Raw genomic sequence first — 25,412 nt, forward strand, 5'->3', positions numbered from 1 at the left:
CATGTCGGACCAGAACGGCGGCTCCCAGGAGCCAGAACGCGAGGAACCGATCATCCGCCCTGTACCTGATGAAAGGACGGAGCGGAGGATCGACCCCGAGACCGGGAAGGTCCGGCAGCCCGACCCCGAGCCGGCGGCCGGCGACGACGAGCACGGCGACGAGCACGACCTCGCGCACGAGGAGCTCGTCGACGTCGGCCCCGCCGAGAGCGATGACGACGGGACCGTCCTCAGCGACGACGACCTCGACATCCTCTCGGGCCAGACGACCGGGGAGGCACTCGCTGCCGAACGGCTCGCCGACCTGCAGCGGGTGACCGCGGAGTACGCGAACTACCGCAAGCGCACCGAGGCGAACCGCGAGATCGAGCGGGAGCGCGCCGTCGGCGACGCGGTGAAGGGTCTCATCCCCGTGCTCGACGACCTCGAGCGCGCGGAGAAGCACGGCGACCTGGGCGAGGGCAGCGCGTTCACGACCATCGCGGCGAAGCTCCGCGCGGCCGTCGAGCGTCTGGGCCTCATCCCGTACGGCGAGAAGGGCGAGCCCTTCGACCCGCAGATCCACGAGGCGATCTTCCAGCAGCCCACCCCCGGCGTGACGGCGGACACCGTCGCCGAGGTGGTCGAGACCGGCTACCGGCTGGGCTCCACCACCGTGCGGGTGGCGAAGGTCGTCGTCGCGGTGCCGGCCTGATCCGGCGAAACGGCGCAGGACACGGAACGGAGCGGCGGGGAGCATTCCCGCCGCTCCGTTCGGCCCGCACCCGCAGATTTCATGCAGACTTCAGTCACGATCTACACACATTGAGAGGAGGCGCCCGTGGCTAGCCAGGACTGGTTCGACAAGGACTTCTACAAGGTGCTTGGCGTCTCCAAGGATGTCAGCGACGCGGACCTCAAGAAGACGTACCGCAAGCTGGCACGCAAGTATCACCCGGACTCCAACCCCGGCGACGCCGCCGCGGAGGCGAAGTTCAAGGAGATCAGCGAGGCGTACTCGGTGCTCAGCGACGCCGAGGAGCGCAAGGAGTACGACCAGATCCGCGCCATGGGAACCGGCGCACGCTTCACCGCGCCCGGCTCGGGTGCGCAGGGCGGCTTCGACGATGTCTTCGGCGGGATGTTCGGCCAGGGCGGCGCACCGGGCGGCCAGCGCTACACGTTCCAGCAGGGCGGCGAGTTCGACGACGTCTTCGGCGGCCTGTTCGGCAACGGCCGGTTCGGCACCACGACCGGCGGCTACCGAGGCTACGGCGGCCCGTCGCGCGGACGCGACGTGACCGCTCACACGACCATCGACTTCGTCACGGCGACCCGCGGCGAGACGATCACCCTGCAGGCGTCCGACGGCAAGCCGATCAAGGTGAAGATCCCCGCGGGCGTCTCAGACGGCCAGAAGATCAAGCTGCGCGGCAAAGGACAGCCCAGCCCCGACGGCGGTGAGCCCGGCGACATCGTCCTGACCGTCACCGTGCGCAAGCACCCCGTCTTTGAGCGCGACGGCCTCAACCTCCGAGTCAACGTCCCCGTCACCTTCGCAGAGGCAGCGCTCGGCGCGACCATCGAGGTGCCTACCCTCGGCGGAGACCCCGTCAAGCTGCGGGTCGCCCCCGGAACCCCGAGCGGCCGGGTCCTGCGCGTGAAGGGCCGCGGCGTCGAGACCAGCAAGGGCACCGGCGACCTCCTCGCCGTTGTGCAGGTCGCGGTGCCGTCGCACCTGTCCGGCGAGGCCAAGGAGGCGCTCGAGGCGTTCGCCGCGAAGCTGCCCGACGAGAACCCGCGCGACGACATCCTGGCCAAGGCCCGGAGCTGACATGGACGAGCACAGCCAGGTCTTCGTGATCTCGATCGCGGCGGAGCTCGCGGGTATGCACCCGCAGACGCTCCGCCAGTACGACCGGCTCGGACTCGTCAGCCCCAGCCGGACCGCCGGCAAGTCCCGCCGCTACTCGATGCGCGACATCGAGAAGCTGCAGGAGATCGCCCGCCTCGGCTCCGAGGGCGTCAGCCTGGAGGGGATCCGCCGCATCCTGGAGCTCGAAGACCAGGTGGGCGAACTGCGCGGTCGCGTCCGCGAGCTGGAGTCGGCGCTCGCCGACGAGCTCCTCAACCGCCCGGGCCGTCGCGTCTTCGCGGCCGGCTCCGAGGGCGAGGTCGTGTCGATGCGGGCCGGAACCCGCATCCGCCGCAGCAACCAGCTCGTGGTCTGGCGCCCGCTGGAGCGCTAGAGGGAGGAGACTCCCTGGCCGACGTAGAGGGTGTTCTGGATGTTGTGCGCCTCCTCCGCGGCGATGTCGCTGTCGATCCCTGAGCGCACCTCCCGCATCAGCTTGTGCAGTTCGGCGTGCTTCTCGGGCAGCCGGGCGTGGCCGGTGCTGTCCCACAGATTCGAGACCGGGAGGGTGTCGACGGCCTCGACCGCGAGCGTCCACTCCTCGGTGGTGGCGACCGCGGCGAACTCCGACTGCATCGTCACCAGCACGCTGCGGTGCAGCGCGTCGGCGGAGATGGCACCTGCCTCGTTGACCAGGTCGAGCGTCCCGGTCGCGTCGGACAGGAACTCGACGGTGAACCCGAGCTCGGCCGCATCCCGTGCTGTTCCAGCGCAGCAGTGCTGCGTCATGTAGCCGGCGATGGTCACGGTGTCGACGCCCGCCGAGCGCAGCCACTGCTCCAGGTCGGTGCCGGGGAACGCCGACACGCTGGTCTTGCTGATCACGTGCGCGGGCGTCCGGTCGGCGATCGAGGAGTGCAGCGCCGCGCCCTCGGACCCGCGGGCGAAGACCGGAGCGTCCTCGTCCTCGATGTGCTGCACGACGACGATAGGCACGCCGTGATCGTCGGCCGCATCCCACGCCACCTCGATGTTCGGGATGGAGGTCATCAGGTCCGGGAAGCAGATCTTCAGGTTCCCGGTAACGTACTCGTTCTGCAGGTCGACGACGACCAACGCGCGCTTCATGGCTGAACTCTAGCCATCGAACGGTGAGTGGATGTCGTTTCGCCGGTCGAGTGGTGACACCTGGTCACCACTCGGGGATCGGGTCAAGGATCGCCTTCAGAGCCAGACGACCAGCGACCGCGGCAGAGGCGGCCTCTCCGGACGTCCTCGGGCGAACATCCACTCGAGGAGCGCTGACAGGGAGAAGCGGCGGGCGGAGTCGGGGAAGGCGACCACGACGACGGACAGGGCGACCATCACCGGGTACTCCCAGATCAGTTGGTCCGACGACCAGTAGAGCAGCAAGGTGAGGACGGACATCACTGCTGCCGCCCGGGTGAGGATGCCGAGGATGAGTGCCACGCCGAGTCCCGCCTCCAGGAGGGGGATCGCGAAACCGAAGAATCCGGAGGCCGGTTGCATCACGTTCGATGCGAACCAGTGGAAGTAGCCGGGGACACGCGAGTTGGTGGCCGCGCCGTTCGCGACCAGCAGGATGTCCGCACCGCCGAATCCCGAGCGCACCTTGATCGCCGCCTCATTCAGCCACAGGCCGCCGAGCGCGACCCTCGCCGCACCGACCAGGATCGGCGCGGCGAGTTCGCGAGCGGTCATGACAGGGGCGCGGCGCCGAAGACCGCCTTCGCCTTGTCGCAGTGGATGACCACGTAGGCGAAGCCTGCGGTGTCGACGCCGCCGAGCGAGATCTTCTGCGATGCGGTGTCGAACGACACGCCCTTGATCTCCTTGCCGGCCGTGACGGTCGCCTCATCCGTGCCGTTCGCGAGGTAGACGTGCAGGTCGGGGCCTTCGTCCGACGAGAATCCGCTCAGCACCAGGTTGCCGTCCTGGAAGCTGACGGTGCCGGCGACCTTCTTCCCGTTGAGCCCGGCGAACGTGCCCGTCCGGTCGTCGGTGGAGGTCGCGGCCGGAGCGCTCGACGACGTGGTCGACGATGGCGAACTCGTGTCGGCCGTGGAGGGTGCGCTGCAGGCGGTCAGCGAGAGGGACAGGGCGACGATGGCCGCGCCGGCGAAGAACGTTTTGCGCATGGGTGGTTCACTCCTTGGTATTTCGATGGACGCCGAGGGGACTCACGGTCACGTCGGCGAGACTGAAGCTATCGAGGGCCCGGCGCGCGGCGAGGCGATTCTTTCCAGCCCGTAAGAAACGCCCGCCCGGCGGGCATCGCAGGAGAGGGTCATGGAGTGATCGAAGAGCGTGCGCCGGTGGCGATGATCGTCGAGGACGACCCGAACGTCCTCGGCGTGGTCGGTGACTACCTGCGGGCGGACGGCTTCACGGTCGTCGCGCACGCCGACGGCGCGAACGCGATCCGGGCGCTCCGAGCGTCCCTTCCCGATGTGCTGGTGCTCGATCGCATGCTGCCCGGCTACAGCGGCGACGAGGTCTGCCGCGAAGCGCGTGCGGTCGCGCCGGCGCTCCCGATCATCATGCTGACCGCACTCGGCGGCACCGACGACCGGATCGACGGCTTGGAGCGGGGCGCCGACGACTACCTCTCCAAGCCGTTCGCACTGCGGGAACTCGTGCTGCGGGTGAACGCGCTGATCCGGCGCAGTCGCGGCGGTAGCGTAGCCGCAGCCTCGGTGGTGCGCGGGCCGTTCCGGCTCGATCCCGCTCGCCGCCGGGCGTGGTCGGGCGCGCAAGAGCTGGTTCTCGCCCCGCGAGAGTACGACCTGCTGCTCTATTTCGTCCGCAACCCCGACCGGATCATCAGCCGCGAGGAGGTTCTCCGCGAAGTGTGGGACTGGAGCGCCGGCGAAGCGTCGACGGTCACCGTCCACGTGCGCCGGCTCCGCGAGAAGATCGAGGAGGACCCGAACTCTCCGTTGTTCCTCCTGACGGAGTGGGGCGCCGGCTACCGTTTTGCCGCCGGGGCGGTGGAGCCATGCTGACCTTCGCCGATCTGCAGCTCATCGCGCTCACGACCCTGTCATGCACGGCCATCGCGAACCTGGTAGCGATCGTCGTCCTGCGGAAGTGGCGTGGCGCATCCATCGCCTCACGGTTCGCGGTGGTCGTCGTGGCCGCCGTCGCCGCGATTGCGGGATCGACGATCGCGATCGCCGCGGAGATGTACTTCTCGCACCACGACCTGACCGTGCTGCTGTGGGTCGTGAGCGTCTCGTCGGTCCTCAGCCTGCTGGCCGCCTGGATCGTCGGACGCCAGCTCCGGCACTCGGCACGTCTTCTCGGCGACTCGGCTCGCCGGGTCGGCGACGGCGAGGTGATCGAGGCCGGCGTCCACGCAGGGCGCGAACTGACGGAGGTCTCCCTGCGTCTCGCGGAGGCGTCCGAGCGGCTGGCGGCCACGCGCTCGGAGCTCGAACGGCTGGATGCGAGCCGCCGCTCGTTCTTCGCGTGGATCTCCCACGACCTGCGGACGCCGCTCACCGGCGTGCAGGCGCTGGCGGAGGCGCTGGACGATGGTCTGGCGCCGGACCCGGCCGACTACATCCGGCGGATCCGCCAGGAGGCGCACTCCATGTCCCGCCTGGTGAACGACCTGTTCGAGCTCTCCAGTCTGCAGGGCGGCGGCTTGCGGCCGCGGCGAGAGGCCGTCGCGGTGATGGACCTCGTGTCCGATGCCGTGTCCGAAGTGCGTCCGACCGCGCCGGCCGGCGTCAGCGTCATCCACGGCGAGGTCGCCGACGGTGAAGCCTGGGTCGACCCGCATCTCCTCAGCCGTGTGGTCGTGAACCTGGTGGCCAACGCCGTCCGTCATGCGCCGCAGGGGTCTGCGGTGGTCGTGTCGGCGACGAGGGACGATTCGCTGCTCCGGCTGAGTGTCCGCGACGAGGGCTGCGGTGTTCCGCCGGAGGATCTCGAGCGGATGTTCGAGGTGGGCTGGCGAGGCGACGTCGCGCGGTCGCCGCGGGCGCAGGCCGACGCGTGGACGGGAGCGGGTCTGGGCCTCGCCATCGTCCGCGCCATCGCCGAAGCCCACGGCGGAACGGCGCGGGCAGAGCACTCGGCGTCCGGGTTCGAGGTGTCGGTGACCCTGCCTGTCGCGACCCCTCGCGAGCTGATCGGCGTCACCCCCGCGAGGACGGTCTAGGCTCTATCTCGGCCGAACCGCCCACAAGGCGAGCAGCGGCCGCGCGATGAAGCACACCGAGTCCCACGAGGAAGCGACGATGAGAGCCCTGTTCAAGAGCGAGGCCGCACCCGGCCTCCAGTTGGTCGACGTACCCGAGCCCGAGATGGGCCCCGAGGATGTCCGGATCCGCGTCCTCCGCACCGGTATCTGCGGCACCGACCTGCACATCCAGCGCTGGGACGACTGGGCGGCGTCGGCCGTGAAGGCCCCGCTCATCCCCGGCCACGAATTCTTCGGCGAGGTCGTCGAGGTCGGCCCGCTGGTGCACGACGTCGAGGTCGGCGACCTGGTCTCCGGCGAGGGGCACATCGTCTGCGGCACCTGCCGCAACTGCCGCGCCGGCCGCCGCCAGATGTGCATTCGCACGAAGGGCGTCGGGGTGCAGCGCGACGGCGCCTTCGCCGAGCAGCTCGTCCTCCCCGCCACCAACGTCTGGGTGCACCACAGCGCGATCGAGCCCGAGGTCGGCGCGCTGTTCGACCCGCTCGGCAACGCCGTGCACACCGCTCTCGCGTTCCCGGTCGTCGGCGAGGACGTGCTCGTCACCGGCTGCGGACCCATCGGCCTCATGGCGATCGCCGTCGCCCGCCACGTCGGCGCGCGGTTCATCGTCGGCACCGACATCAGTGCGCAGCGGCTGGAGCTCGCCCGCGGGATGGGCGCCGACTTCACCGTCGACGTCTCGACGCACGACATCCACGAGGCGCAGAAGGCGCTCGGGATGCGCGAGGGCTTCGACGTCGGCTTCGAGATGAGCGGCGCACCGACCGCCCTGCCGTCGATGATCGAGAACATGAACCACGGCGGCCGGATCGCCATGCTGGGGCTGCCCTCGTCGCAGATCGCGGTGGACTGGGGCATCGTCGTCACCCACATGCTCACCCTCAAAGGCATCTACGGGCGCGAGATGTTCGAGACGTGGAACGCGATGGGCGCCATGCTGCAGACCTCCGCCGCGTTGCATGACGCAATCGCGTCGATCGTCTCCGACCGCTTCCCCGCGCGGGAGTGGGAGAAGGGGTTCGCCGCGGCGGCCGCCGCCGGCGGTGGCAAGGTCATCCTCGACTGGACGGAGGTCTAGACATGTACGGAGAATTCCGCGACACGCTCGCGACGCAGCTGGACGAGATCGATGCGGCCGGGCTCACCAAGCGCGAGCGCAGCATCCACGGTCCGCAGTCGGCGCTGATCACCGCCGACGGGCGCGAGGTGCTCAACTTCTGCGCCAACAACTACCTCGGGCTTGCCGACCACCCGGCACTGCGCGACGCGGCGAAGACCGCGCTCGACGACTGGGGCTACGGGATGGCGTCGGTGCGGTTCATCTGCGGCACGCAGGAGCAGCACCTGGAGCTCGAGCGCCGGGTGTCGCGCTTCCTCGGCACCGAGTCGACCATCCTGTTCTCGTCGTGCTTCGACGCCAACGGCGGCGTCTTCGAGACGCTGTTCACCGCGGAGGACGCGATCATCTCCGACGCGCTGAACCACGCCTCCATCATCGACGGGATCCGGCTGTCGAAGGCGCAGCGCTACCGCTACAAGAACCGCGACATGGCCGATCTGCGCGCACAGCTGGAGGCCGCACGGGATGCGGGGGCACGTTTCGCGGTCATCGTCACCGACGGCGTCTTCTCCATGGACGGGTACATCGCCCCGCTCGCCGAGATCTGCGACCTCGCCGACGAGTTCGGTGCCCTCGTGTTCGTCGACGACTCCCACGCCGTCGGGTTCGTGGGCGAGCACGGGCGCGGCACGCCCGAGTTCTGCGGCGTCGCCGACCGCGTCGACATCTACACCGGCACCTTCGGCAAGGCGCTCGGCGGCGCCTCCGGCGGGTACGTCTCCAGCCACCGCGAGGTGGTCGACCTGCTGCGCCAGCGCTCGCGGCCGTACCTGTTCTCGAACACGCTCGCGCCCTCGATCGTCGCGGGGACGCTCGCCGCACTGGATCTGCTGGAGCAGTCGGACCACCTGCGGGCGCAGCTCGTCGCCAACGCGGAGCTCTTCCGCCGCCTCATGACCGAGGCGGGCTTCGAGCTGCTGCCGGGCGCGCATCCCATCGTGCCGGTCATGTTCGGGGATGCCGCGCTCACCGCCCGCATGGCGGACGAGATGCAGCGCCAGGGCGTCTACGTGACGGCGTTCTCATACCCGGTGGTGCCGAAGGGCGGCGCGCGCATCCGCGTCCAGCTGTCGGCGGCGCACACGGAGGAGGAGATCCGTCGCTGCGTGGACGCGTTCGTCGCGTCGCGCGAGGCCGTCGCCGCCTAGCGCTGCTACTCGGTGAGGGATGCGGCCCGGCGGGCCGAAGCGCCGCGCCGGGCGAAGAAGAGGCCCAGCGCGATCAGCAGGAACACCGCGAGCGCGGACAGGTCGATGATCGCGACGGTCCCGGCGACGACCGCCGCCTGCGTCGCCCCGCAGGCCCGCGCCGACTGATCCGGCGCGCAGAGGAAGCGGTCGCCCGCTCCGGTCGCGCCCGAGCGCAACCAGGAGCCGATCAGCTGGTTGTATCCCGTCGCCAGCCCCTTCACCAGGGTCGGTCCCGAGTGCCCTTCACCCGGCACCGCCCAGTACGTCACCTTCCAGCCGGCGTTCTCGGCGGCGGTGGCCGTGTCCTCGACCTGCGGACGGAACTTCGCGTCCTCCTGCCCAGCGATGAAGATCCCCACGGTCCGCTGCGGGTAGCCGCGCGAGGCCAGAACATTCGCGGGCCAGGTCTTCTCGTACGCCACCTGGTCGCCGCCGAAATACCGGTCGCGGGTCACGGCCGGCCGGTACTCGCCGGGTTTGTCCGGTCCCGACACGTCGATCACCGCACCCCACGTCTCGGGATGCTCCGCGCCGAGATACGCGGCGCACTCGCCGCCGTGCGAGAAGCCGGCGATGACGCGCTGCACCCGGTCGCGCGGTGCGGGGAGGGAGGCGTCGATCCAGGCGGACACATCCTGCGACAGGTAGGTGTCGAGTCTCCCGGCGGAGGTGTCGGCGCAGGGCGGGTTCTTGTCGTTCGCCCCGAGCTGGTCGACGACGAGCACGAACGGCGCCTGGTTGAGGCGGTCGTCGCCGAGGCTGTACAGCGCATCTAGTGTGGCCCCGAGAGTCGGGTTGCCGGGCTGGCCCATCATCATCTCGACGACGGGACGCGTCCCCGACGGATCGCGCAGCCATCCCGGGGGCACGAACAGGTGGGCGTCGCGCGCCTCGAATCCGGAGGCGGTCGGCGGGATGTGCACGGCCAACTGGTAGCCCTCGGCCAGGGTCTTCTCGGTGACCGGGATGCTGCGGCCCGCAATGGTCGCCTGAGCGAATCCCGGGAGGAGCCCGACCACGGCGGCGGCAATCGTCAGCACGGCTGCCACCGCGGCGACCGCGAGGCGGGGGAACCTGCGGCCGCTCGACTGCAACACGTCACCGATCGCGAGCGACAGCACGGTCGCGGCGAGGACCAGCACGAACCATCCCGGGCCGATCAGGTCCGGGCGCGGGAGCACGGCGACGCCGGCCACGACGACAGCGAGACCGACGACCTGGCCGGTGATCACCGCGACCACGGTCGGCCCCGCGCGGAACCTCCAGGCGCGCCGAACGAACCGGTACGCGGGGTACGCGCCCACCAGCACGAGGGCGGCGGCGAGCCAGGTGAGCGCGGGCATCGTCGTTCAGTCTACGGACGGCCCGCGTGGAGCACGCAGTCAGGTGGACTAGCGTGTTTCGCGTGAGGGAGGCGCGATGATCGTCGACAACGCCGTGTACGTGGACGGCATCCGCACCGAACCGCCGTCGCTGGAGGAGACCAGCGAGACGGTGCGCGACCGCGGAGGATTCGCGTGGATCGGTCTGTACCGCCCGACCCGGGAGGAACTGAGCGCCGTCGCGAAGGAGTTCGAGCTCCCGTCGCTGGCGGTCGAGGACGCGCTCGCGGGCCATCAGCGTCCAAAGGTCGAGAGATACGGCTCGATGCTGTTCGTGGTGCTGCGCCCGGCGAGCTACCTGGATGAGACCGAGAAGGTCGAATTCGGCGAGGTCCACCTGTTCCTCGGCGAGGACTTCGTCATCACGGTCCGGCACTTCGAGACGCCGGACCTCGCCCGCGTCCGGCACCGCCTGGAGGCCGACTCCGCGCTGCTCGCTCACGGCCCCGTGGCGGCGCTCTACGGCGTCCTGGATGAGATCGTCGATGAGTACGCGCCGGTGGTCGCCGGCCTCGAGAACGACATCGATGAGATCGAGGACCAGCTGTTCTCCGGCGACCGGGGCGTCTCGCGGCGCATCTTCGAGCTGTCGACCGAGGTCATGCAGTTCCAGCGCGCGGTCGACCCCCTCCGGGAGGTGATGAGCAGCCTCCGCCAAGGGCTGCTCTCGAAGGACGCCGACGAGGATCTGCGCGACGCCTTCCGCGATGTCGAGGACCACGTCATCCGCGTCACCGAGCGGGCGGACGGGTTCCGGCAGATCCTGCAGAACGCCCTCACGGTGCACAGCACCCTGGTCGGTCAGCAGCAGAACGACGAGGTGAAGAAGATCTCAGGATGGGCGGCGATCCTCTTCGCGCCGACGCTCGTCGGCACCATCTACGGCATGAACTTCCGGGTGATGCCCGAGCTGCACTGGGCGTTCGGCTACCCCTTCGCGTTGCTGCTGATGGTCGCGATGGGCGTGGGGCTCTACTTCGTGTTCAAGCGCAAAGGGTGGATCTAGGTCGACGTCGCCGCGCGCGCGTCCTGTTTTCAGGACGTGCGCGCGCGGTCGGCTCGCGTCCTGTTTTCAGGACGTGCGCGCGCGGTCGGCTCGCGTCCTGTTTTCAGGACTTTGGCGGTGTTGCGTGCAGCCATGCCCTGTATTCAGGACATAGCTGCACGTCGGGGCCGCGATCTCCTGAATACAGGAGCCGAGCCGCATCCTGTTTTCAGGACCAGGTCTGTGGATGCTGCCGGGCGCGCCCTCTGGTTGACTGGAGGCGTGTCCTCCGCAGCGCCCGGCTTTCCGTATGAGCGGCTGCGTCGGTGGCCGGACGTCGAAGCGCCGAATCTGTTCGCCTCCGATGCCGCAGACCGGCTCATCGCCGACCTCGCCGGCGACGCGGTGCGGACACCGGGACTCGTCGTCATCGGGGATGCGTACGGTGCGCTGACCCTCGCCGCGGCGGACCGCGGAGCGCGGGGCATCCGCGTCCATCAGGATCCGCTCACGGCCGAGCGCGCGCTCGACGCCAACGCGGCCGCGCTCGCCGCCCCCGACCAGACCATCCCCGACCAGGCCGCCGCCGACCAGACCACCCCCCGCACCTTCACCCACCACCCTCTCGACGACTCCCTCGTCCGCAACGCGCACACCGTCCTCCTCCGGCTGCCCCGGAGCCTCGACGCCCTGGCCGAGATCGCGATCCTGATCGCCGAGCACGCCCGCCCGGACGTCGTGGTCTACGCCGGCGGGATGCTGAAGCACATGACGACCGCCATGAACGCCGTGCTCGGTGAGGTGTTCGGCTCAGTGGAGGCGTCCCTCGCGCGGCAGAAGGCCCGCGTCCTCGTCGCCCGGGAACCGCATCCCGCCGCGGCGACGGTCCTCGACCGCTGGCCGGAGCGCGCGCAGGACGCCGAGACGGGGCTGTGGGTGTGCGCGCACGGCGCCGCGTTCGCGGGCACCTCTATCGACATCGGCACGCGCTTTCTGCTCAGCGTGCTCGGAGAGGCGGTTCCGGATGCGCGCACCGCTGTCGACCTCGGCTGCGGGACGGGTGTGCTCGCGTCGGCGCTCGCTGTCGCCCGCCGAAACCTCCGTGTCACAGCGACCGACCAGTCGGCTGCGGCGGTGGCGTCCGCGGCGGCGACGGCTTCCGCGAACGGCGTCGTCGACCGGGTGACCGTCGTCCGCGACGACGGCCTCGCCTCCCAGCCCGACGCGTCGGCCGAGCTCATCGTGCTCAACCCGCCCTTCCATATCGGGAGCGCGGTGCACACGGGCATCGCCCACCGGCTGTTCGCCGACGCGGGGCGGGTGCTGGCACCCGGGGGTGAACTGTGGACGGTGTGGAACTCGCACCTCGGCTACCGCGCGGCCCTCGAGCGGGCCGTCGGCCCGACCCGTCAGATCGCGCGGAACCCGAAGTTCACGGTCACGGCGTCGCGGAAGCGATCGGCCTGACCGCGATCGGCCTGACCGCGATCGGCCTGACCGCGATCGGCCTGACCGCGTCCCCTCATGTCCCGAGCACCTGTTGCACGCCCGAGACGACCATCCCGTCTGCTCCGAGTCGCAGGGACTTGTCCGCCGCCGCCCGCGAGGGCACGATGTGCGCCAGCACCGGCTTGCCGCTGCTCGTGAAGGTGCGCCAGGCATCCTCGCCGCCGTTGTAGTCGAGCCCGAGCCAGGTCCAGCGGTCCTGAGTCGAGGGGAACAGCGTCGGGTCCGCCCCCACCTCGCTCCCGTAGTAGTACCCCCAGGTGGCGTAGCCGCGGCCGCGCGCATCCACCGGCCAGGCCTGCGCGGTGCAGTAGCCCTTGGCGACGAACGTGTTGGTGGGATGCTCGACCTTCGCCATGAGCGCGAACAGCTCCCCGAGGTGCTCGGTGGGCACGACCTTGGGGTCGACGAAAATGGTGTGGCTGCGTCCGTACGCGGCGACGAGCTGCTCGAAGCGGAGGTAGGGCTGCGGCGGCTGCCGGGGGTCATCGGTCTCGGCGGCGGTGATGCGGTACCGCTGCACCTCCTTCCAGGTGTGGTCGGCCGCGACGAACCCGGACGTCCCGGACGTGCGGTCCAGCGTCTCGTCGTGCAGCCCGAACCAGACGCCGTCGGAAGTGCGGGCCAGCGAGATCTCGAGGGCGTTCACGCCGAGGGCGACCGAGTTGCGGTACGCCTCCAGAGACATCTCGGGCCAGTCGCGCGAGCCGCCGCGGTGGGCGACGGTGAACCCGGGACGCTTCAGCAGCCGGTCGACGAGCAGTCCGTCCTCGGGCCCGTCCAGCAGGCGCGGGATCAGGTAGGCGCCGCCTCCCGCGATGGCCGCGGCGCCGAGGACGCCGCCGGCGATGCCGCCGATGAGCGCACGCCGGGAGATGCGGCGGCCGCCGGGCGCGGCGGTGTCCTGGGGCTCGGGCATGGGCAACCCTAGGCATCCGGACCGCGTTCTTTCAAGCGACCCGGTCGGGGGGTGGACGGGATGGTGCCGTCCCTCACAACCGACCTCTTCCGCCGCGGACTCGCCATTGCGCAACGCTTTCCAGGGCTGGATGGGCGAAACCGCAACCGAATCCGTCGTAACGTGCTTGTTCTCTGGGCCGGATGTTGCTAACGTCCCCCTGTTGCACATCGACGTCGCGCCTCGCGCCGCCGAGCCGCGACCCTCGAAGCCAGGAGAGCAATGACGCAGACAAGTTCCCGGCCGGACGCTCCGCGCGGAGCCGGCGCCGAGCACCCCCGGGGAGAGCGCGACCACGCGCTCGCGGCCGACGGCGTGAGCGCCGCCGGATCCATCGTGATGGCCGTCGCGGGCAGTGCGCCCGCGTACTCGATCGCCGCGACCACGGCGACGCTCGTGGGTGCGGCCGCCCTCGGCGCCCCCGCAGCGCTGCTCTGGTGCGGCATCCCGATGCTGGGCATCGCGTGGGCGTTCCTGTACCTCGGGCGGCTCGATGTGAACGCCGGTGCCGCCTACTCGTGGGTCGCGAGGGCGCTGCACCCCATCCTCGGATTCCTCTCCGGCTGGGCGCTCGTCATCTCCGCGACGATCTTCATGGTGGCGGGAGCGCTGCCCGCCGGCGCGATGACGGTCACCCTGTTCGCGCCGGAGCAGGCGGACAACGTGCCGCTGATCACCGGCGTCGGCGCGCTCTGGTTCCTAGTGATGGCGGCCTGCGTGCTCTTCGGTGTGCACGTGACCGCCCGCGCGCAGTGGATCATGTCGGTGATCGAGGTCGGCATCCTGATTCTCTTCGCCGTGCTGATGATCGTCCGGGCCGCCACGTCCGCCCACGCCGGTCCGTCGTTCTCGTGGGAATGGCTGGGCTTCCAGCATCTCACCGGGCAAGGCGTCTTCGTCTCGGCCGCCCTCATCGCCGCCTTCTACTTCTGGGGCTGGGATGTCGCGGCGAACCTCAACGAGGAGACCAAGGACGGCCACAAGAATGCGGGCTCAGCCGGCATCATCGGCGTGATCATCGTCTTCCTGCTGTTCGAGATCTTCACCATCGCGACGCTCGTCATCCTGCCGGCGAAGACCATCGAGGCGAACAGCGCCAACGTGCTCTCGGTCCTCGGTGATGCCGTCTGGCCCGGTATCGGCGGCAAGATCCTGGTGGTGGCGGTCGCGCTGTCGACGATCGCCACGCTGGAGACGACGCTCATCCAGGTCACCCGGACGTTGTTCTCGATGGGACGCGACAACACCATCCCGAAGGCGTTCGGACGCATCCACCCGAAGTGGAAGACGCCGGCGTTCGCCACGCTCGTCGTCGTGGGCGTCTCGATCGTGCTGTTCGTCGGCTCGAACTTCATCGGCAACGTCGGCGACATCATGGGCAACGCCATCGCGTCGATCGGCATCCAGATCGCGTTCTACTACACGCTCGCCGGGCTCGCCGTCGTGGTCGCCTACCGCCGGGTGCTGCTGAAGTCGGTCAAGAACTTCATCCTGATCGGGCTGTGGCCCGCCGTCGGGGCGATCTTCATGGGCGTGATCTTCGTGGTCGGCATCGTGCAGAACTTCCAGGACGACGCCATCGTGGTCAACGTGCTCGGGCTCGGCCTGATCGTGCTGGGCATCGTGCCGATCGCCCTCTTCTACCGCAAGGCGCGCGGCTACTACACGCGTCGCCCGCTGGAACTGCCCGAGGAACTCGACGCCGAGGCCCCGGCGAACATCGACGACCGCGACCCGTCCGCCCGCTGACCGCATCTCCCACCGTCGAGTCCGCACAGATTGCACGCTCGCAGCCCCGCGAGCGTGCAATCTTGCTGTACTCGACGGTGGGGTCAGGCGGGGGCGAGGGCGGCGCGGGAGCGCGGACGGATAACGAGGACGAGGACGGCCGCCACGAGACCTGCGGCCGCGATCGTCCAGCCTGCGGCGAGGAACACGCCGTCGGGCCGCACGATCGACTGACCGGCCAGCGCTTGCGCGGTGACGAGCCCGACGACCGCGGCATACGCGGCGGTGGCGATCACGACGAGCCGCGTGCGCACCCGGTCATCGGCGAGCGGACGCCAGTGGCGCCCCAGCCACCCCAGCAGCACCGCGAACAGCGGCAGGAGCTGCAGGGCGTGCATCCCGATGAAGTGCGGGATGCGCAGGTCGCCCCCGACGGTACTCCAGCCGAGGACCGGCAGCCCCGGTCCGCCGTCGGCCAGGCCGACCGTGTGTGCGCCGGCGATGCCGCGGAAGTCGGCCAGCTGCGCGGCCGTCGGTCCGGTCATGAGGTAGGCGAGCCCCATCCCGACGAGCGCGATGACCGCGCCGGCCCGGACGGCGAGAGACGTCGAGCGCGTGCCGAGGCGGAGGAAGAACACCGCGAACGTCGTGAGGAAGGTGCACACGTAGAGCGTCGTGATGGACACCGCCATGACGCCCCAGATGACGCTCGCGGCGGGCGTGGACACGTTGAAGTGGCTCGTCGTCCCGGCCGCAGCGGCGCCGACGATGAGCACCTGCTCCACGATGAGGGCGACGGCGACCACCGTTCCTGCAGCGTGCGCCAGGCTACGCCAGCGGGGGAGGTGCGCGATCAGCCACGCCCAGGTGACGCTGTAGAGCAGGATCGACAGCGAGAACTTGAGCGGTTTGGCCCAGACGTCGAGTCCCGTGACCTGCCGCGGGTCGACCAGCAGCCCGACGAGGCAGACGATCGTGCTGACGAGCATGAGGGCGGCCACCGTCATCAGCGGACGGTGCCAGGCGAAGACGGTCTTCATGAGCTTCTTCTTTCTTCGGTGACGACGGCCTGCGCCATACGCCGCAGGCCGAGCGCGAGGGAGTCGCCGAGCACGGTGCCGATCACCATGAGCTCGGTCATCCGGGAGGGGTCCGGGAGCACCGCGACCGCACCGAGGTCCGCTTCGGCGTGGATGCGCGCAGCGGCCGCGTAGCGGTCGAGGTAGTCGTCGGGGAGCGGGAAGCCCGAGTTGGCGAAGGCGTCGACGACGCGCGCCGCGATCTCACGACCGATGTTGTCCTCGCAGCCGGTCCATCCGGCTCGGGCGGCGACCGCATCCACACGGTCGAGGGATGCGGCGGTCGGGTCCGCGAGGGGAACGGCGGACCGGGAGAGCGCCTGCTGCGCGACGTCGAACGTGTGCGCGATCGGCGCTCCTGGCTCGTCGAGCGCATCGAGCACGTTCTTGACGGTCGCGATCGACAGCTTGCCGATCTCGAGCATCGCCCGGATCAGCCGCAGCCGGCGCTCGTGCTCCTCGCCGTACAGGGTCCGGTTGCCGCCGACGCGCTCGCCCGCGGGCAGCAGCCCTTCGCGCACGTAGTACTTGATCGTGGCGGTCGGTGTGTCGGAGCGTTCGGCGAGTTCAGTGATGAGCACGCGCTGATAGTAGCACTACCGGTAGCGCCACTACCAGTGCCTACATCTCCTCGTGCCTGCGCCTCGACGGCGAGTCGAGCAGCGAGAGGATGAACAGCAGGGCGAGCAGGGCGAAGATGCTCAACGCCCCGATCAGATCGCTCCAACTGAACGGGATGAGCTCGCCGTCGATCGAGAGGACGAACACCGTCTCCACCACTCCGAACGCGATGAAGAACAGGCCGAGCAGCAGGCGAGTCGTTCGGATATTCCGCCCGCGCCGGTGCACCTCCACGCGGCGGAGCTCGACCATCAGGGTCAGCAGCAGCAGCGGGAGCACCTGGGCGAGCGTCGCGGCCGTCTGGCTGTCCATGAGCACCACGCGCACGTCGGCCGGATCCACCATGGCCACAGGCTACCGCGTCCACGAATTCCGCCGAGGATCCGGGAATTACCTCTCCCTTTTCAAAGTTGAGCCTAGTAGACTCAAGTTTGCCCACAGAGAAATGGGAAGGGAACCACATGGCGAACATGCAGGGCGCACCCTCCACGCAGGAGGAGGCGAAGAGCGCTCTCGAACAATACGGCGTGAACCTCACGGAGATCGCCAAGAGCGGCAAGCTCGACCCGGTCATCGGGCGGGATGCCGAGATCCGGCGCGTCAGCCAGGTGCTGACCCGTCGTACCAAGAACAACCCCGTGCTCATCGGCGAGCCCGGCGTCGGCAAGACAGCGGTCGTCGAGGGCCTCGCCCAGCGCATCGTCGCGGGGGACGTGGCCGACTCCCTCAAGGGGAAGCAGCTGGTCGCCCTCGACCTGTCCGCCCTGGTCGCCGGTGCCATGTACCGCGGTCAGTTCGAGGAGCGGCTGAAGGCCGTCCTCAAGGAGATCAACGACGCTGAGGGCCAGATCATCACCTTCGTGGACGAGCTCCACATCCTGATGGGGGCAGGCGGCGGCGAAGGCTCGGTTGCGGCCTCCAACATGCTGAAGCCCATGCTCGCGCGTGGAGAGCTGCGGCTGATCGGCGCGACGACGCTCAATGAGTACCGCGAGTTCATCGAGAAGGATGCGGCCCTCGAGCGCCGCTTCCAGCAGGTCTACGTCGGCGAGCCGTCGGTCGAGGACACCGTGGCGATCCTCCGCGGGCTGAAGGGCCGCTACGAGGCGCACCACGGTGTGACCATCGAGGACTCGGCGCTGGTCGCCGCGGCATCCCTCTCGAACCGCTACATCACCGCGCGTCAGCTTCCGGACAAGGCCATCGACCTCATCGACGAAGCCGCTTCGCGTCTCAAGATGGAGATCGACTCGGCGCCGGTCGAGATCGACACGCTGCAGCGTCAGGTCGAGCGGATGAAGCTGGAGGAGTTCGCCCTCAAGAAGGAGAAGGACGAGGCCAGCAAGCAGCGTCTCGAAGAGCTGCGCCAGCGGCTGCACGAGCAGGAGGGGATCCTCGAGGAGCTGCAGGAGCGATGGCGTGCCGAGAAGGCATCCCTGAACCGCGTCGGCGCACTGCGCTCGCAGCTGGAGGAGGCCAAGACCCGGCGCGATGTCGCGCTGCGCGACGGCCGGTACCAGGAGGCCTCCCGGATCGAGTACGAGACCATCCCAGGCATCGAGCGGGAGCTGGCGGAGGCCGAGCAGGCCGAGACCACGCATCCGCGCATGGTGAACGAGCAGGTCACGGCCGACGACATCGCGGCGGTGGTGGCGGCGTGGACGGGCATCCCCGTCGACCGCCTCACCCAGGGCGAGACCGAGAAGCTGCTGCACCTCGAGCAGGAGCTCGGGCGCCGCATCATCGGCCAGAAGAAGGCCGTGCAGGCGGTGTCGGATGCGGTTCGGCGCACTCGCGCGGGCATCTCCGACCCCGGTCGTCCGACGGGCTCGTTCCTGTTCCTCGGCCCGACCGGTGTCGGCAAGACGGAGCTCGCGAAGGCACTCGCCGGGTTCCTGTTCGACGACGAGAAGGCCATGGTCCGCATCGACATGAGCGAGTACGGCGAGAAGTTCTCCGTCTCACGACTGGTCGGTGCGCCTCCCGGCTACGTCGGCTACGAGCAGGGCGGCCAGCTGACCGAGGCCGTGCGCCGGCGTCCGTACTCGGTGATCCTCCTCGACGAGGTCGAGAAGGCGCACCCGGAGGTGTTCGACGTGCTGCTTCAGGTGCTCGACGACGGACGCCTGACCGACGGCCAGGGCCGGACGGTCGACTTCCGCAACGCGATCCTCATCCTCACCTCGAACCTCGGCAGCCAGTTCCTCGTCGACCCGACGCTGAACCCGGCCGAGCGCGAGGAGGCGGTGCTGCAGCAGGTGCGACAGGCGTTCAAGCCGGAGTTCGTGAACCGGCTGGATGACATCGTCGTCTTCTCGACGCTGACCCAGGAGGAGCTGGGCGAGATCGTCGAGCTGGGCATCGACCGGTTGATGCAGCGGCTCACCGAGCGGCGGCTGGAGCTGGCGGTCACCCCGGATGCGCGGGCCTGGCTCGCGGAGCGCGGGTACGACCCGATCTACGGCGCCCGGCCCCTGCGCCGGCTCATGCAGCGCGAGATCGAGGACCGGCTGGCGACGGAACTGCTCGCCGGCGAGGTGCGCGACGGCGACCTGGTGCGTGTCGACCTCGACCGCGAGGCCGACCACCTCACCGTGGAGCCCGTGCGCGACTGACGCGCGACTGGCGACAGCACCGCGAAGGGCGCCCTCCGTGACGGAGGGCGCCCTCCGCGGACGGAGGGCGCCCTCTGTACGCGTGGGCGCAGCCCATCGTCGGAGATCCGCATCCCATCGTCGGAGATCCGCATCCCGTCGTCGGAGATGCGGCCGTATTTCGTGCGGATCTCCATCCGTACCGCGGTGCATCGGAGATTCCGCGGCACATGTCCGACGATAGCTGCGCTCACCTGGGGCGGAAGGGCGCCCTCCGTGACGGAGGGCGCCCTTCGTGCGCGTAGGCTCGGATTATGCGTGCTGCTGTCATCCACGGAGAGCGCGATGTGCGCCTCGAAGACGTCCCCACCCCCACCCTCTACACCGGCTCCGGCGCCGATGGTCTCGATGCGGTCGTCCGCGTGGTCGCCGCCTGCGTCTGCGGCAGCGATCTGTGGCCGTACCGGGGAGTGACCCCGACGAACGAGCCGCGCCGGATCGGCCACGAGTTCGTCGGCGTGGTCGAGGAGGTCGGTGCCAACGTCACGACCATCAAGCCCGGCGACTTCGTCATCGCGCCGTTCTACGACTGCGACATGACGTGTGTGAACTGCCGCAACGGCGTCAGCACGTCGTGCCTGCACGGCGGCTGGTGGGGTGCGGACGACCGCATCGGCGGCTTCGCCGACGGCGGTCAGGGCGAGTTCGTGCGCGTGCCGCACGCCGACGGATCGCTCGTGGCGACGCCCGAGTACCCGCATGCCGAGCTCATCCCGAGCCTGCTGACGCTGTCGGATGTGATGGGCACCGGTCACCACGCCGCCGTCTCGGCCGGCGTCACTCAGGGCAGCACGGTCGTCGTCGTCGGTGACGGCGCGGTCGGCCTCTGCGCGGTGCTCGCCTCGGCGCGGCTGGGGGCGTCACGCATCGTCGCGATGTCGCGCCACGAGACCCGGCAGGCGCTCGCCCGCGAGTTCGGTGCCACCGACATCGTCGCCGAGCGCGGGGATGCGGGCGTGGCCGCCGTCAAAGAGCTGCTCGACGGGATCGGAGCCGACTGCGTGCTCGAAGCCGTCGGCACCAAGGAGTCGATGGACCAGGCGATCCGCTCCGCTCGACCGGGCGGCATGGTCGGCTACGTCGGTGTGCCGAACGGCGGCCCGGAGCTCCCCGTCCGGCCCCTGTTCCAGAGCAACATCGGCGTGAACGGCGGGGTCGCCCCCGTGCGCAACTACGTCGAGGACCTGCTGCAGGACGTGTGGTCCGGAGCGATCGAGCCCGGCCGGGTGTTCGACCTGGAGGTGCCGCTGACGGACATCGCCGAGGCCTACGCCGCGATGGATGAGCGCCGCGCGATCAAGACGCTCGTTCGCCCCTGACAGGTTCCGAGGCCCGCTAACGACTGAAGGAGATTCGAACGGTTTTCGTTCGAATCTCCTTCAGTACTGCCAATCGAAGGAGATTCGGGCCCGATTCTCCTTCGATAGCGGGCGTCAGGCGTGGACGACCGCGATCTCGTCCAGCGGGCGACGGGTGCGCGGCGCGGACTCGCGGGTACGGAGCGGCTCGGGAAGCGCATCCGCGTCGCCGAGCGTTCCGAGAGCGGTGACGGAGACCGGAACGTAGCGTCCGAGGTCGAACGCCTCGCGCAGCGCCTCGGCGTCGAAGCCACCCATCTGGTGGGCGTGCAGGCCGTCGTGGTGCGCCTGGATGGTGAGGTGCGCCACCGCCTGACCCAGGTCGTAGGTGGCCCAGCGGAGTTCCTTGCCCTCTTCGTCGACGACCTCGGCGGCGGCCACGATGAGGACCGCGGCGGATGCCGCCCAGACCGTGTTGAAGCCGGCCAGGCGCTCCACGATCGTGTTGAACGCTTCGCTCCCGCGGCGCGCGACGATGAACCGCCACGGCTGCGTGTTGCCGGCGGAGGGCGACCAGCGGGCCGCTTCCAGCGCCGAGCGCAGCGTGAGGTCGTCGATCCCGATGCTGGGGTCGAACGCACGAGGGCTCCAGCGGTCGGCGAGAGCGGGCAGCAGGGGTGCCGACGTGTCAGCGCTGCGGAGGGTGGATTCGGCGAGGGACATGGGGCTCCTTCAAGGTGAATGACGGATGATTCGGCTCCATTGCCTGGCTATAACCATGTGAACGCATAGGACCGCGCTCTATTCCCTGAGGGCGACCGCACTCACCGCTGGGCGATGGTGTTGTCGACGCCGCCGATCTTCGGTGTCGTCGTGCCCGTTCCCAGGTAGTCGACGAAGTTGGCGGTGCCGGCTACCTGGAGCCCTCGGACGTTCTGCAGGGTGACGAAATTGTGCGCGCCCCGCACCACGGTCGTGCCGCAGTCGCTGTCGACCGTCACGTCGCCGAACCGCCCCTCGATCACGACGGCCGCGGTGTCGTCCTCGCAGTGGATGGTGAGCTTCGCCGTGTTCGCACGGATGCTGGTCCGGGTCTTCCTCTCGGCGATGACGGTGGCGCCAGCCGTCACGATGGATGCGCCGCCGGGCGCGACGACCTCGGCATGGCCGCGTGCGACGACGGTCTCTCCGGCGGCGTTCGCGGCACTGGCGCACCCGGAGATCGCTGCCGTCGCCGACAGGGCGACGACGAGGGTGCCGAGGGCGCGAAGAGGGGTGCGGGAATGCATGCAAAGCCTTTCATGGGAGCGCACGCGGGGCGCAGCCATCACTACCTCAGACGGACTTCTCCCTCTTTCGTGACGCCCGCGCGCGTGCCGCGACGGCCTCCGGTGTGAACGGCACATGTCGCCCGTGTAAAAGTTCGTAACATTCGCCCGGCCTCTGGCTGGCCCTCGATCGGGGTACATGTTTTGGGCATCCCGGGCGCGTCGCCACGCCCGGGGCGGCTCGCTGGCAGTTTCCCCAGATTTTCCTTCCGACCAGCACATCTTCCTCAGCGCAAGCCGAACGCGGATGCCGGTCCACGGCCCTCCGCGGCTGTCCGCGTGTCTGCGGACAGGGGTCGGCGGGGGACGACGCGACACGCGGAAGCGACCCGTTCGACCCCCACTTGCGGGGTCGTCCCGATGCCACGTAGAACTGTCACCACCCGAACCCGACCAGATCCCCAGCGCTGCGGATGCCACCCACCCCCAACGTGAGAGGTCCCGCCGTGTTCATCTTCCTGTTACAGCTCCGCCACATGCTCGGCGGCCACCCCGAGTTCTACCTCTTCGCCATCTACTCCGCCCTGATCTGGGTCATCTGGATCGTCAAAGTCCTCATGTCCCGCCGCTACCGCGCCTACACCGGCGAGTTCCACGGCACGACCAGCGTCGTCGTCCCCGTCGTGGACGAACCCCTCGACCTGTTCCGGGACGTGCTCGGGCGGATGGTCGAGCAGAAGCCGGGCGAGATCATCGTCGTCATCAACGGCGCCCCCAACCCCGAGCTCGCCGAAGTATGCGAGGAGTTCGCGCCGCTCGTGCGCTGGGTGCACACGCCCATCCCCGGCAAGCGCAACGCCGTCATGATCGGCACCAAGATGTCCACTGGTGAGATCACGGTGCTCGTCGACTCGGACACGATCTGGACCGAGGGGACCCTCCCCGAGCTGGTCAAGCCGTTCGCCGACGACCGCGTCGGCGGCGTGACGACGAAGCAGCGCATCCTGGAGCCGACCCGCAGCTGGATCACCCGCTGGGCGGATTGGCTGGAGAACTCGCGAGCCCTGTACTCGATGCCTGCGCAGAGCGTCGTCGGGCAGATCGGCTGCCTCCCGGGTCGCACGATCGCCTTCCGCCGGTCGATCCTGATGCGGGTCATGGACAAGTTCATGACCGAGAAGTTCCTGGGCGTCTTCCTCGAGGTCTCCGACGACCGCACGCTGACGAACCTCACGCTCAAGGAGGGCTACCGCACCGTCTACCAGCACACGAGCCTGGTCTACACGGACGCCCCGCTGAAGGTGAAGAAGCTCTTCAAGCAGCAGCTCCGCTGGGCGCGCGGCAGCCAGTACAACACCTTCCGGATGCTCCCGTGGATGCTCGGCCACGCGCCGCTGCTGGCCTTCTTCTTCGTGATGGACATCCTGCTGCCGTTCATGCTCGCCGGAGTGATCGGCGGCTGGGTGTACCGCTCGATCACGGGCGGTGGCTACAACTTCTACGAGGGCTTCCTGAAGTCCTACGGGATCGAGGGAGGCATCCTCACGATCGTCGCCCTGATGGTCGCCTCGTCCGTGATCAGCATGTCGATCCGGCAGGTCCGCCACCTGTCGGAGAAGCCGAGCGACTTCTTCCGGCTGCCGGTCTTCATCATCGTCTCGACGTTCTTCCTCATGCCGATCCGGCTCATCGGGTTCTTCCGCATGGCTCACGCGAGTGGATGGGGCACCCGCGCCGGTGCCTACGCCGGCGGCCCCGCCGAAATCAGCTCCGAGGCCGAGATCGCGGCGCACGCGTCGGGCGTCGAGGACACGGCACCGTCGCGTCCCGCCCTGCCGGACTCCGTCGGCGGCATGACCACCGCGACGGCGCTCGCCACCCGCACGCAGCTCGCCACCCGCACCGAGGTCGCCACGCGCGCTGAAGCCAAGGCCGCTGCCGCATCCATTCCGTCGGCGACCAAGACCAAGACCAAGAAGGCGCGACGCCGACTCAACCCGCTCGCCGCCATCCCGTACCTGATCGGTATCGCGATCCTGACCCTGGAGGCTCTCTTCCTTGTCTGACCAGACCGCCCCCGCCCGGGCCGCCGTGTGGTGGTCCCAGTCCAAATCCCGTTCGCAGGCGACCGCCGCGGCCGCGATCCTCCTCACCGCCGTGCTCTTCGGCATCTCCGCCTATGTCTGGGTGTCCCCCACCGGAGCGCCGCTCCGGAAGGCCGTCGGCCAGGCCGCCGAGACCGTGACACCGTTCGCCGCCCAGAACGCCGAACTCAAGCGCAACCTCGACCGCGCCACGGAGACCATCGCTTCCCAGAAGGGCAAGCTCACGGCGATGCAGAAGGCGAGCCTGGCCTCCCAGGCGGCCACCGCGAAGCAGCTCGCCACCGCGCAGCAGAAGGCCGTGGCGGCGGAGAGCCAGCTCGCGAGCGTCAAGGCGCAGCTCGCCGCCGCTCAGGCGAAGGGGAGCTCCGGCTCGACCGCCTCCGGCTCGACCGCGTCGGGAACGCACGGCTCGGGCTCCGGGTCGTCCGGCGGGTCTTCGGCCACGCCGATCACCGCGCCGGCCCGCGCCGAGCTGCTCAACCCGTCCAAGCGCTACTTCGGCATGTACACCGAGCAGGCTCCCTTCAACTGGGCCACCCTCGACGCCACCAGCGCGAAGATCGGCGTCTCGCCCAACATGGTCGGCTACTTCAGCGGCTGGGATGAGAACTTCCGCGTCAACGCCGTCACCCGCTCCTGGCAACAGGGCCGGATGCCGCTGCTGACCTGGGAGTCGCGCCCGATCGGCGACGACAACAACGTGGTGAACTCCCCGGAGTACTCTCTCCCGAACATCATCGGCGGGAAGTTCGACACCTACCTGCACCAGTACGCGAAGGACATCGTGGCCACCGGACTGCCGCTGGCGATCCGCCTCGACCACGAGATGAACGGCAACTGGTACCCGTGGTCGGAGAGCGACGGCAACGGCGGGACCATCAACGGCAACAATCCCGGCGACTACGTGAAGATGTGGCAGCACGTCCACGACATCTTCCAGCAGGAGGGCGCCAACAACCTGGTGATCTGGGACTGGTCCCCGAACATCGTCAACAAGCTGTCGCCGTCGCTCCGGTCGGAGGCGTACCTCCGCTCGCTCTACCCGGGGGATGCATACGTCGACTGGGTGGGACTGTCCGGCTACCTGCGCCCGCCGTACAAGGCGGACCAGCAGTACACGTTCGACTACACCTTCAAGCCGAGCCTCGACATGCTCCGGAACATCACAAGCAAGCCCATCCTGCTTTCCGAGGTCGGCGCCTCGGAGATCGAGGGCCACAAGGCGGCGTGGGTCACGTCGTTCTTCGAGTCGCTGGGCCGGCCCGAGAACTCCGACATCATCGGGTTCAGCTGGTTCAACCTCGCCATCACGAGCTACGTCGGGGGTGAACGCGCCACCAACGACTGGCGCATCGACTCCCGCTCCGACTCGCTCTCCGCGTTCATCGCGGGCATCACCAGACCTGAGGACGACTTCGCCCTCACCCCCGCTCACTGAGCCACTGAAAGG

24 protein-coding genes are annotated in these 25,412 nt (G+C 69.3%); 14 read left to right on the forward strand and 10 right to left on the reverse strand.

Annotated elements, in window-relative coordinates:
• The first annotated feature begins 1 nt into the window (after position 1).
• From grpE to AB4Z18_RS00570, 3 genes are all read left to right on the forward strand, one after another.
• Positions 2–694 carry a nucleotide exchange factor GrpE gene (gene grpE / locus AB4Z18_RS00560; protein ID WP_441780754.1) on the forward strand — a complete coding sequence of 231 codons (693 nt, stop codon included), beginning with the start codon at positions 2–4 and terminating at the stop codon, positions 692–694.
• A gap of 126 nt (positions 695–820) precedes the next feature.
• Positions 821–1,813: a DnaJ C-terminal domain-containing protein gene (locus AB4Z18_RS00565; RefSeq protein ID WP_441780755.1), complete on the forward strand. Its 993-nt coding sequence runs from the start codon at positions 821–823 to the stop codon at positions 1,811–1,813.
• A gap of 1 nt (position 1,814) precedes the next feature.
• Complete coding sequence (locus AB4Z18_RS00570; RefSeq protein ID WP_441780756.1) at positions 1,815–2,228, forward strand: heat shock protein transcriptional repressor HspR; 414 nt, start codon at positions 1,815–1,817, stop codon at positions 2,226–2,228.
• On the opposite strand, the gene AB4Z18_RS00575 is transcribed toward AB4Z18_RS00570, so the two are convergent.
• The 3 genes from AB4Z18_RS00575 to AB4Z18_RS00585 form a co-directional block, all read right to left on the reverse strand.
• Complete coding sequence (locus AB4Z18_RS00575; protein ID WP_441780757.1) at positions 2,225–2,962, reverse strand: cysteine hydrolase family protein; 738 nt, start codon at positions 2,960–2,962, stop codon at positions 2,225–2,227. The genes AB4Z18_RS00570 and AB4Z18_RS00575 overlap by 4 nt on opposite strands.
• 96 nt (positions 2,963–3,058) lie before the next feature.
• Positions 3,059–3,556 (reverse strand): DoxX family membrane protein, encoded by a 498-nt coding sequence (locus AB4Z18_RS00580; protein WP_441780758.1) that lies wholly within the window; start codon positions 3,554–3,556, stop codon positions 3,059–3,061.
• Positions 3,553–3,993 (reverse strand): DM13 domain-containing protein, encoded by a 441-nt coding sequence (locus AB4Z18_RS00585; RefSeq protein WP_441780759.1) that lies wholly within the window; start codon positions 3,991–3,993, stop codon positions 3,553–3,555. Before AB4Z18_RS00585 ends, AB4Z18_RS00580 begins: the two co-directional genes overlap by 4 nt.
• Before the next feature lie 156 nt (positions 3,994–4,149).
• Between AB4Z18_RS00585 and AB4Z18_RS00590 the strand changes: the two genes are divergently transcribed.
• From AB4Z18_RS00590 to AB4Z18_RS00605, 4 genes are all read left to right on the forward strand, one after another.
• Positions 4,150–4,860 (forward strand): response regulator transcription factor, encoded by a 711-nt coding sequence (locus AB4Z18_RS00590; RefSeq protein WP_441780760.1) that lies wholly within the window; start codon positions 4,150–4,152, stop codon positions 4,858–4,860.
• On the forward strand, positions 4,854–6,023 hold the full coding sequence (locus AB4Z18_RS00595; RefSeq protein WP_441780761.1) for a sensor histidine kinase: 1,170 nt from the start codon (positions 4,854–4,856) through the stop codon (positions 6,021–6,023). Before AB4Z18_RS00590 ends, AB4Z18_RS00595 begins: the two co-directional genes overlap by 7 nt.
• Before the next feature lie 79 nt (positions 6,024–6,102).
• On the forward strand, positions 6,103–7,146 hold the full coding sequence (gene tdh, locus AB4Z18_RS00600; protein WP_441780762.1) for an L-threonine 3-dehydrogenase: 1,044 nt from the start codon (positions 6,103–6,105) through the stop codon (positions 7,144–7,146).
• Between the two features lie 2 nt (positions 7,147–7,148).
• Positions 7,149–8,336 (forward strand): glycine C-acetyltransferase, encoded by a 1,188-nt coding sequence (locus AB4Z18_RS00605; RefSeq protein WP_441780763.1) that lies wholly within the window; start codon positions 7,149–7,151, stop codon positions 8,334–8,336.
• A gap of 5 nt (positions 8,337–8,341) precedes the next feature.
• Here AB4Z18_RS00605 and AB4Z18_RS00610 read toward each other — a convergent pair whose 3' ends face one another.
• Complete coding sequence (locus AB4Z18_RS00610) at positions 8,342–9,721, reverse strand: alpha/beta hydrolase (RefSeq protein ID WP_441780764.1); 1,380 nt, start codon at positions 9,719–9,721, stop codon at positions 8,342–8,344.
• 76 nt (positions 9,722–9,797) lie between these two features.
• Between AB4Z18_RS00610 and corA the strand changes: the two genes are divergently transcribed.
• On the forward strand, positions 9,798–10,766 hold the full coding sequence (corA, locus tag AB4Z18_RS00615; RefSeq protein WP_441780765.1) for a magnesium/cobalt transporter CorA: 969 nt from the start codon (positions 9,798–9,800) through the stop codon (positions 10,764–10,766).
• Between the two features lie 261 nt (positions 10,767–11,027).
• Positions 11,028–12,212, forward strand: a complete 1,185-nt coding sequence (locus tag AB4Z18_RS00620; protein ID WP_441780766.1) for a class I SAM-dependent methyltransferase — start codon at positions 11,028–11,030, stop codon at positions 12,210–12,212.
• A 55-nt stretch (positions 12,213–12,267) separates the two neighbouring features.
• On the opposite strand, the gene AB4Z18_RS00625 is transcribed toward AB4Z18_RS00620, so the two are convergent.
• Positions 12,268–13,170 (reverse strand): glycerophosphodiester phosphodiesterase, encoded by a 903-nt coding sequence (locus AB4Z18_RS00625; protein ID WP_441780767.1) that lies wholly within the window; start codon positions 13,168–13,170, stop codon positions 12,268–12,270.
• Positions 13,171–13,431: 261 nt separating this feature from the next.
• Here AB4Z18_RS00625 and AB4Z18_RS00630 point away from each other — a divergent pair, with 261 nt between their 5' ends.
• Complete coding sequence (locus tag AB4Z18_RS00630) at positions 13,432–14,958, forward strand: APC family permease (protein ID WP_441780768.1); 1,527 nt, start codon at positions 13,432–13,434, stop codon at positions 14,956–14,958.
• A gap of 83 nt (positions 14,959–15,041) precedes the next feature.
• Here AB4Z18_RS00630 and AB4Z18_RS00635 read toward each other — a convergent pair whose 3' ends face one another.
• The 3 genes from AB4Z18_RS00635 to AB4Z18_RS00645 are packed head-to-tail and all read right to left on the reverse strand — an operon-like array spanning position 15,042 to position 16,982.
• The gene (locus tag AB4Z18_RS00635; RefSeq protein ID WP_441780769.1) at positions 15,042–15,977 is read right to left on the reverse strand and encodes a hypothetical protein; all 936 of its coding nucleotides are present in this window, start codon (positions 15,975–15,977) and stop codon (positions 15,042–15,044) included.
• On the reverse strand, positions 15,974–16,597 hold the full coding sequence (locus tag AB4Z18_RS00640; RefSeq protein ID WP_441780770.1) for a MerR family transcriptional regulator: 624 nt from the start codon (positions 16,595–16,597) through the stop codon (positions 15,974–15,976). Before AB4Z18_RS00640 ends, AB4Z18_RS00635 begins: the two co-directional genes overlap by 4 nt.
• 40 nt (positions 16,598–16,637) lie before the next feature.
• Positions 16,638–16,982: a hypothetical protein gene (locus AB4Z18_RS00645; protein WP_441780771.1), complete on the reverse strand. Its 345-nt coding sequence runs from the start codon at positions 16,980–16,982 to the stop codon at positions 16,638–16,640.
• Between the two features lie 116 nt (positions 16,983–17,098).
• Here AB4Z18_RS00645 and AB4Z18_RS00650 point away from each other — a divergent pair, with 116 nt between their 5' ends.
• Together AB4Z18_RS00650 and AB4Z18_RS00655 are read left to right on the forward strand one after the other, a co-directional pair.
• Positions 17,099–19,252 (forward strand): ATP-dependent Clp protease ATP-binding subunit, encoded by a 2,154-nt coding sequence (locus tag AB4Z18_RS00650; RefSeq protein ID WP_441780772.1) that lies wholly within the window; start codon positions 17,099–17,101, stop codon positions 19,250–19,252.
• A 293-nt stretch (positions 19,253–19,545) separates the two neighbouring features.
• The gene (locus AB4Z18_RS00655) at positions 19,546–20,610 is read left to right on the forward strand and encodes a zinc-dependent alcohol dehydrogenase family protein (protein WP_441780773.1); all 1,065 of its coding nucleotides are present in this window, start codon (positions 19,546–19,548) and stop codon (positions 20,608–20,610) included.
• A gap of 114 nt (positions 20,611–20,724) precedes the next feature.
• On the opposite strand, the gene AB4Z18_RS00660 is transcribed toward AB4Z18_RS00655, so the two are convergent.
• Together AB4Z18_RS00660 and AB4Z18_RS00665 are read right to left on the reverse strand one after the other, a co-directional pair.
• The gene (locus AB4Z18_RS00660) at positions 20,725–21,312 is read right to left on the reverse strand and encodes a nitroreductase family protein (RefSeq protein ID WP_441780774.1); all 588 of its coding nucleotides are present in this window, start codon (positions 21,310–21,312) and stop codon (positions 20,725–20,727) included.
• A gap of 101 nt (positions 21,313–21,413) precedes the next feature.
• Positions 21,414–21,878, reverse strand: a complete 465-nt coding sequence (locus AB4Z18_RS00665; protein WP_441780775.1) for a DUF3060 domain-containing protein — start codon at positions 21,876–21,878, stop codon at positions 21,414–21,416.
• A 485-nt stretch (positions 21,879–22,363) separates the two neighbouring features.
• Between AB4Z18_RS00665 and AB4Z18_RS00670 the strand changes: the two genes are divergently transcribed.
• Positions 22,364–23,923, forward strand: a complete 1,560-nt coding sequence (locus tag AB4Z18_RS00670) for a glycosyltransferase family 2 protein (RefSeq protein ID WP_441780776.1) — start codon at positions 22,364–22,366, stop codon at positions 23,921–23,923.
• Positions 23,916–25,400, forward strand: a complete 1,485-nt coding sequence (locus AB4Z18_RS00675; protein WP_441780777.1) for a glycoside hydrolase family 26 protein — start codon at positions 23,916–23,918, stop codon at positions 25,398–25,400. The genes AB4Z18_RS00670 and AB4Z18_RS00675 overlap by 8 nt, the downstream gene beginning before the upstream one ends.
• Positions 25,401–25,412 lie beyond the last annotated feature (12 nt).

Source organism: Leifsonia sp. 2TAF2, from assembly GCF_052115085.1.
Lineage (GTDB): Bacteria > Actinomycetota > Actinomycetes > Actinomycetales > Microbacteriaceae > Leifsonia.

What these genes read in the sequence shown, in the direction of transcription:
- grpE (WP_441780754.1), top strand. Translation starts at nt 2, where the DNA reads ATGTCGGACCAGAACGGCGGCTCCCAGGAGCCAGAACGCGAGGAACCG.
- AB4Z18_RS00570 (WP_441780756.1), top strand. Translation starts at nt 1,815, where the DNA reads ATGGACGAGCACAGCCAGGTCTTCGTGATCTCGATCGCGGCGGAGCTC.
- AB4Z18_RS00575 (WP_441780757.1), bottom strand. Translation starts at nt 2,962, where the DNA reads ATGAAGCGCGCGTTGGTCGTCGTCGACCTGCAGAACGAGTACGTTACC.
- AB4Z18_RS00580 (WP_441780758.1), bottom strand. Translation starts at nt 3,556, where the DNA reads ATGACCGCTCGCGAACTCGCCGCGCCGATCCTGGTCGGTGCGGCGAGG.
- AB4Z18_RS00585 (WP_441780759.1), bottom strand. Translation starts at nt 3,993, where the DNA reads ATGCGCAAAACGTTCTTCGCCGGCGCGGCCATCGTCGCCCTGTCCCTC.
- AB4Z18_RS00595 (WP_441780761.1), top strand. Translation starts at nt 4,854, where the DNA reads ATGCTGACCTTCGCCGATCTGCAGCTCATCGCGCTCACGACCCTGTCA.
- tdh (WP_441780762.1), top strand. Translation starts at nt 6,103, where the DNA reads ATGAGAGCCCTGTTCAAGAGCGAGGCCGCACCCGGCCTCCAGTTGGTC.
- AB4Z18_RS00605 (WP_441780763.1), top strand. Translation starts at nt 7,149, where the DNA reads ATGTACGGAGAATTCCGCGACACGCTCGCGACGCAGCTGGACGAGATC.
- AB4Z18_RS00610 (WP_441780764.1), bottom strand. Translation starts at nt 9,721, where the DNA reads ATGCCCGCGCTCACCTGGCTCGCCGCCGCCCTCGTGCTGGTGGGCGCG.
- corA (WP_441780765.1), top strand. Translation starts at nt 9,798, where the DNA reads ATGATCGTCGACAACGCCGTGTACGTGGACGGCATCCGCACCGAACCG.
- AB4Z18_RS00625 (WP_441780767.1), bottom strand. Translation starts at nt 13,170, where the DNA reads ATGCCCGAGCCCCAGGACACCGCCGCGCCCGGCGGCCGCCGCATCTCC.
- AB4Z18_RS00630 (WP_441780768.1), top strand. Translation starts at nt 13,432, where the DNA reads ATGACGCAGACAAGTTCCCGGCCGGACGCTCCGCGCGGAGCCGGCGCC.
- AB4Z18_RS00635 (WP_441780769.1), bottom strand. Translation starts at nt 15,977, where the DNA reads ATGAAGACCGTCTTCGCCTGGCACCGTCCGCTGATGACGGTGGCCGCC.
- AB4Z18_RS00645 (WP_441780771.1), bottom strand. Translation starts at nt 16,982, where the DNA reads ATGGTGGATCCGGCCGACGTGCGCGTGGTGCTCATGGACAGCCAGACG.
- AB4Z18_RS00650 (WP_441780772.1), top strand. Translation starts at nt 17,099, where the DNA reads ATGGCGAACATGCAGGGCGCACCCTCCACGCAGGAGGAGGCGAAGAGC.
- AB4Z18_RS00655 (WP_441780773.1), top strand. Translation starts at nt 19,546, where the DNA reads ATGCGTGCTGCTGTCATCCACGGAGAGCGCGATGTGCGCCTCGAAGAC.
- AB4Z18_RS00660 (WP_441780774.1), bottom strand. Translation starts at nt 21,312, where the DNA reads ATGTCCCTCGCCGAATCCACCCTCCGCAGCGCTGACACGTCGGCACCC.
- AB4Z18_RS00665 (WP_441780775.1), bottom strand. Translation starts at nt 21,878, where the DNA reads ATGCATTCCCGCACCCCTCTTCGCGCCCTCGGCACCCTCGTCGTCGCC.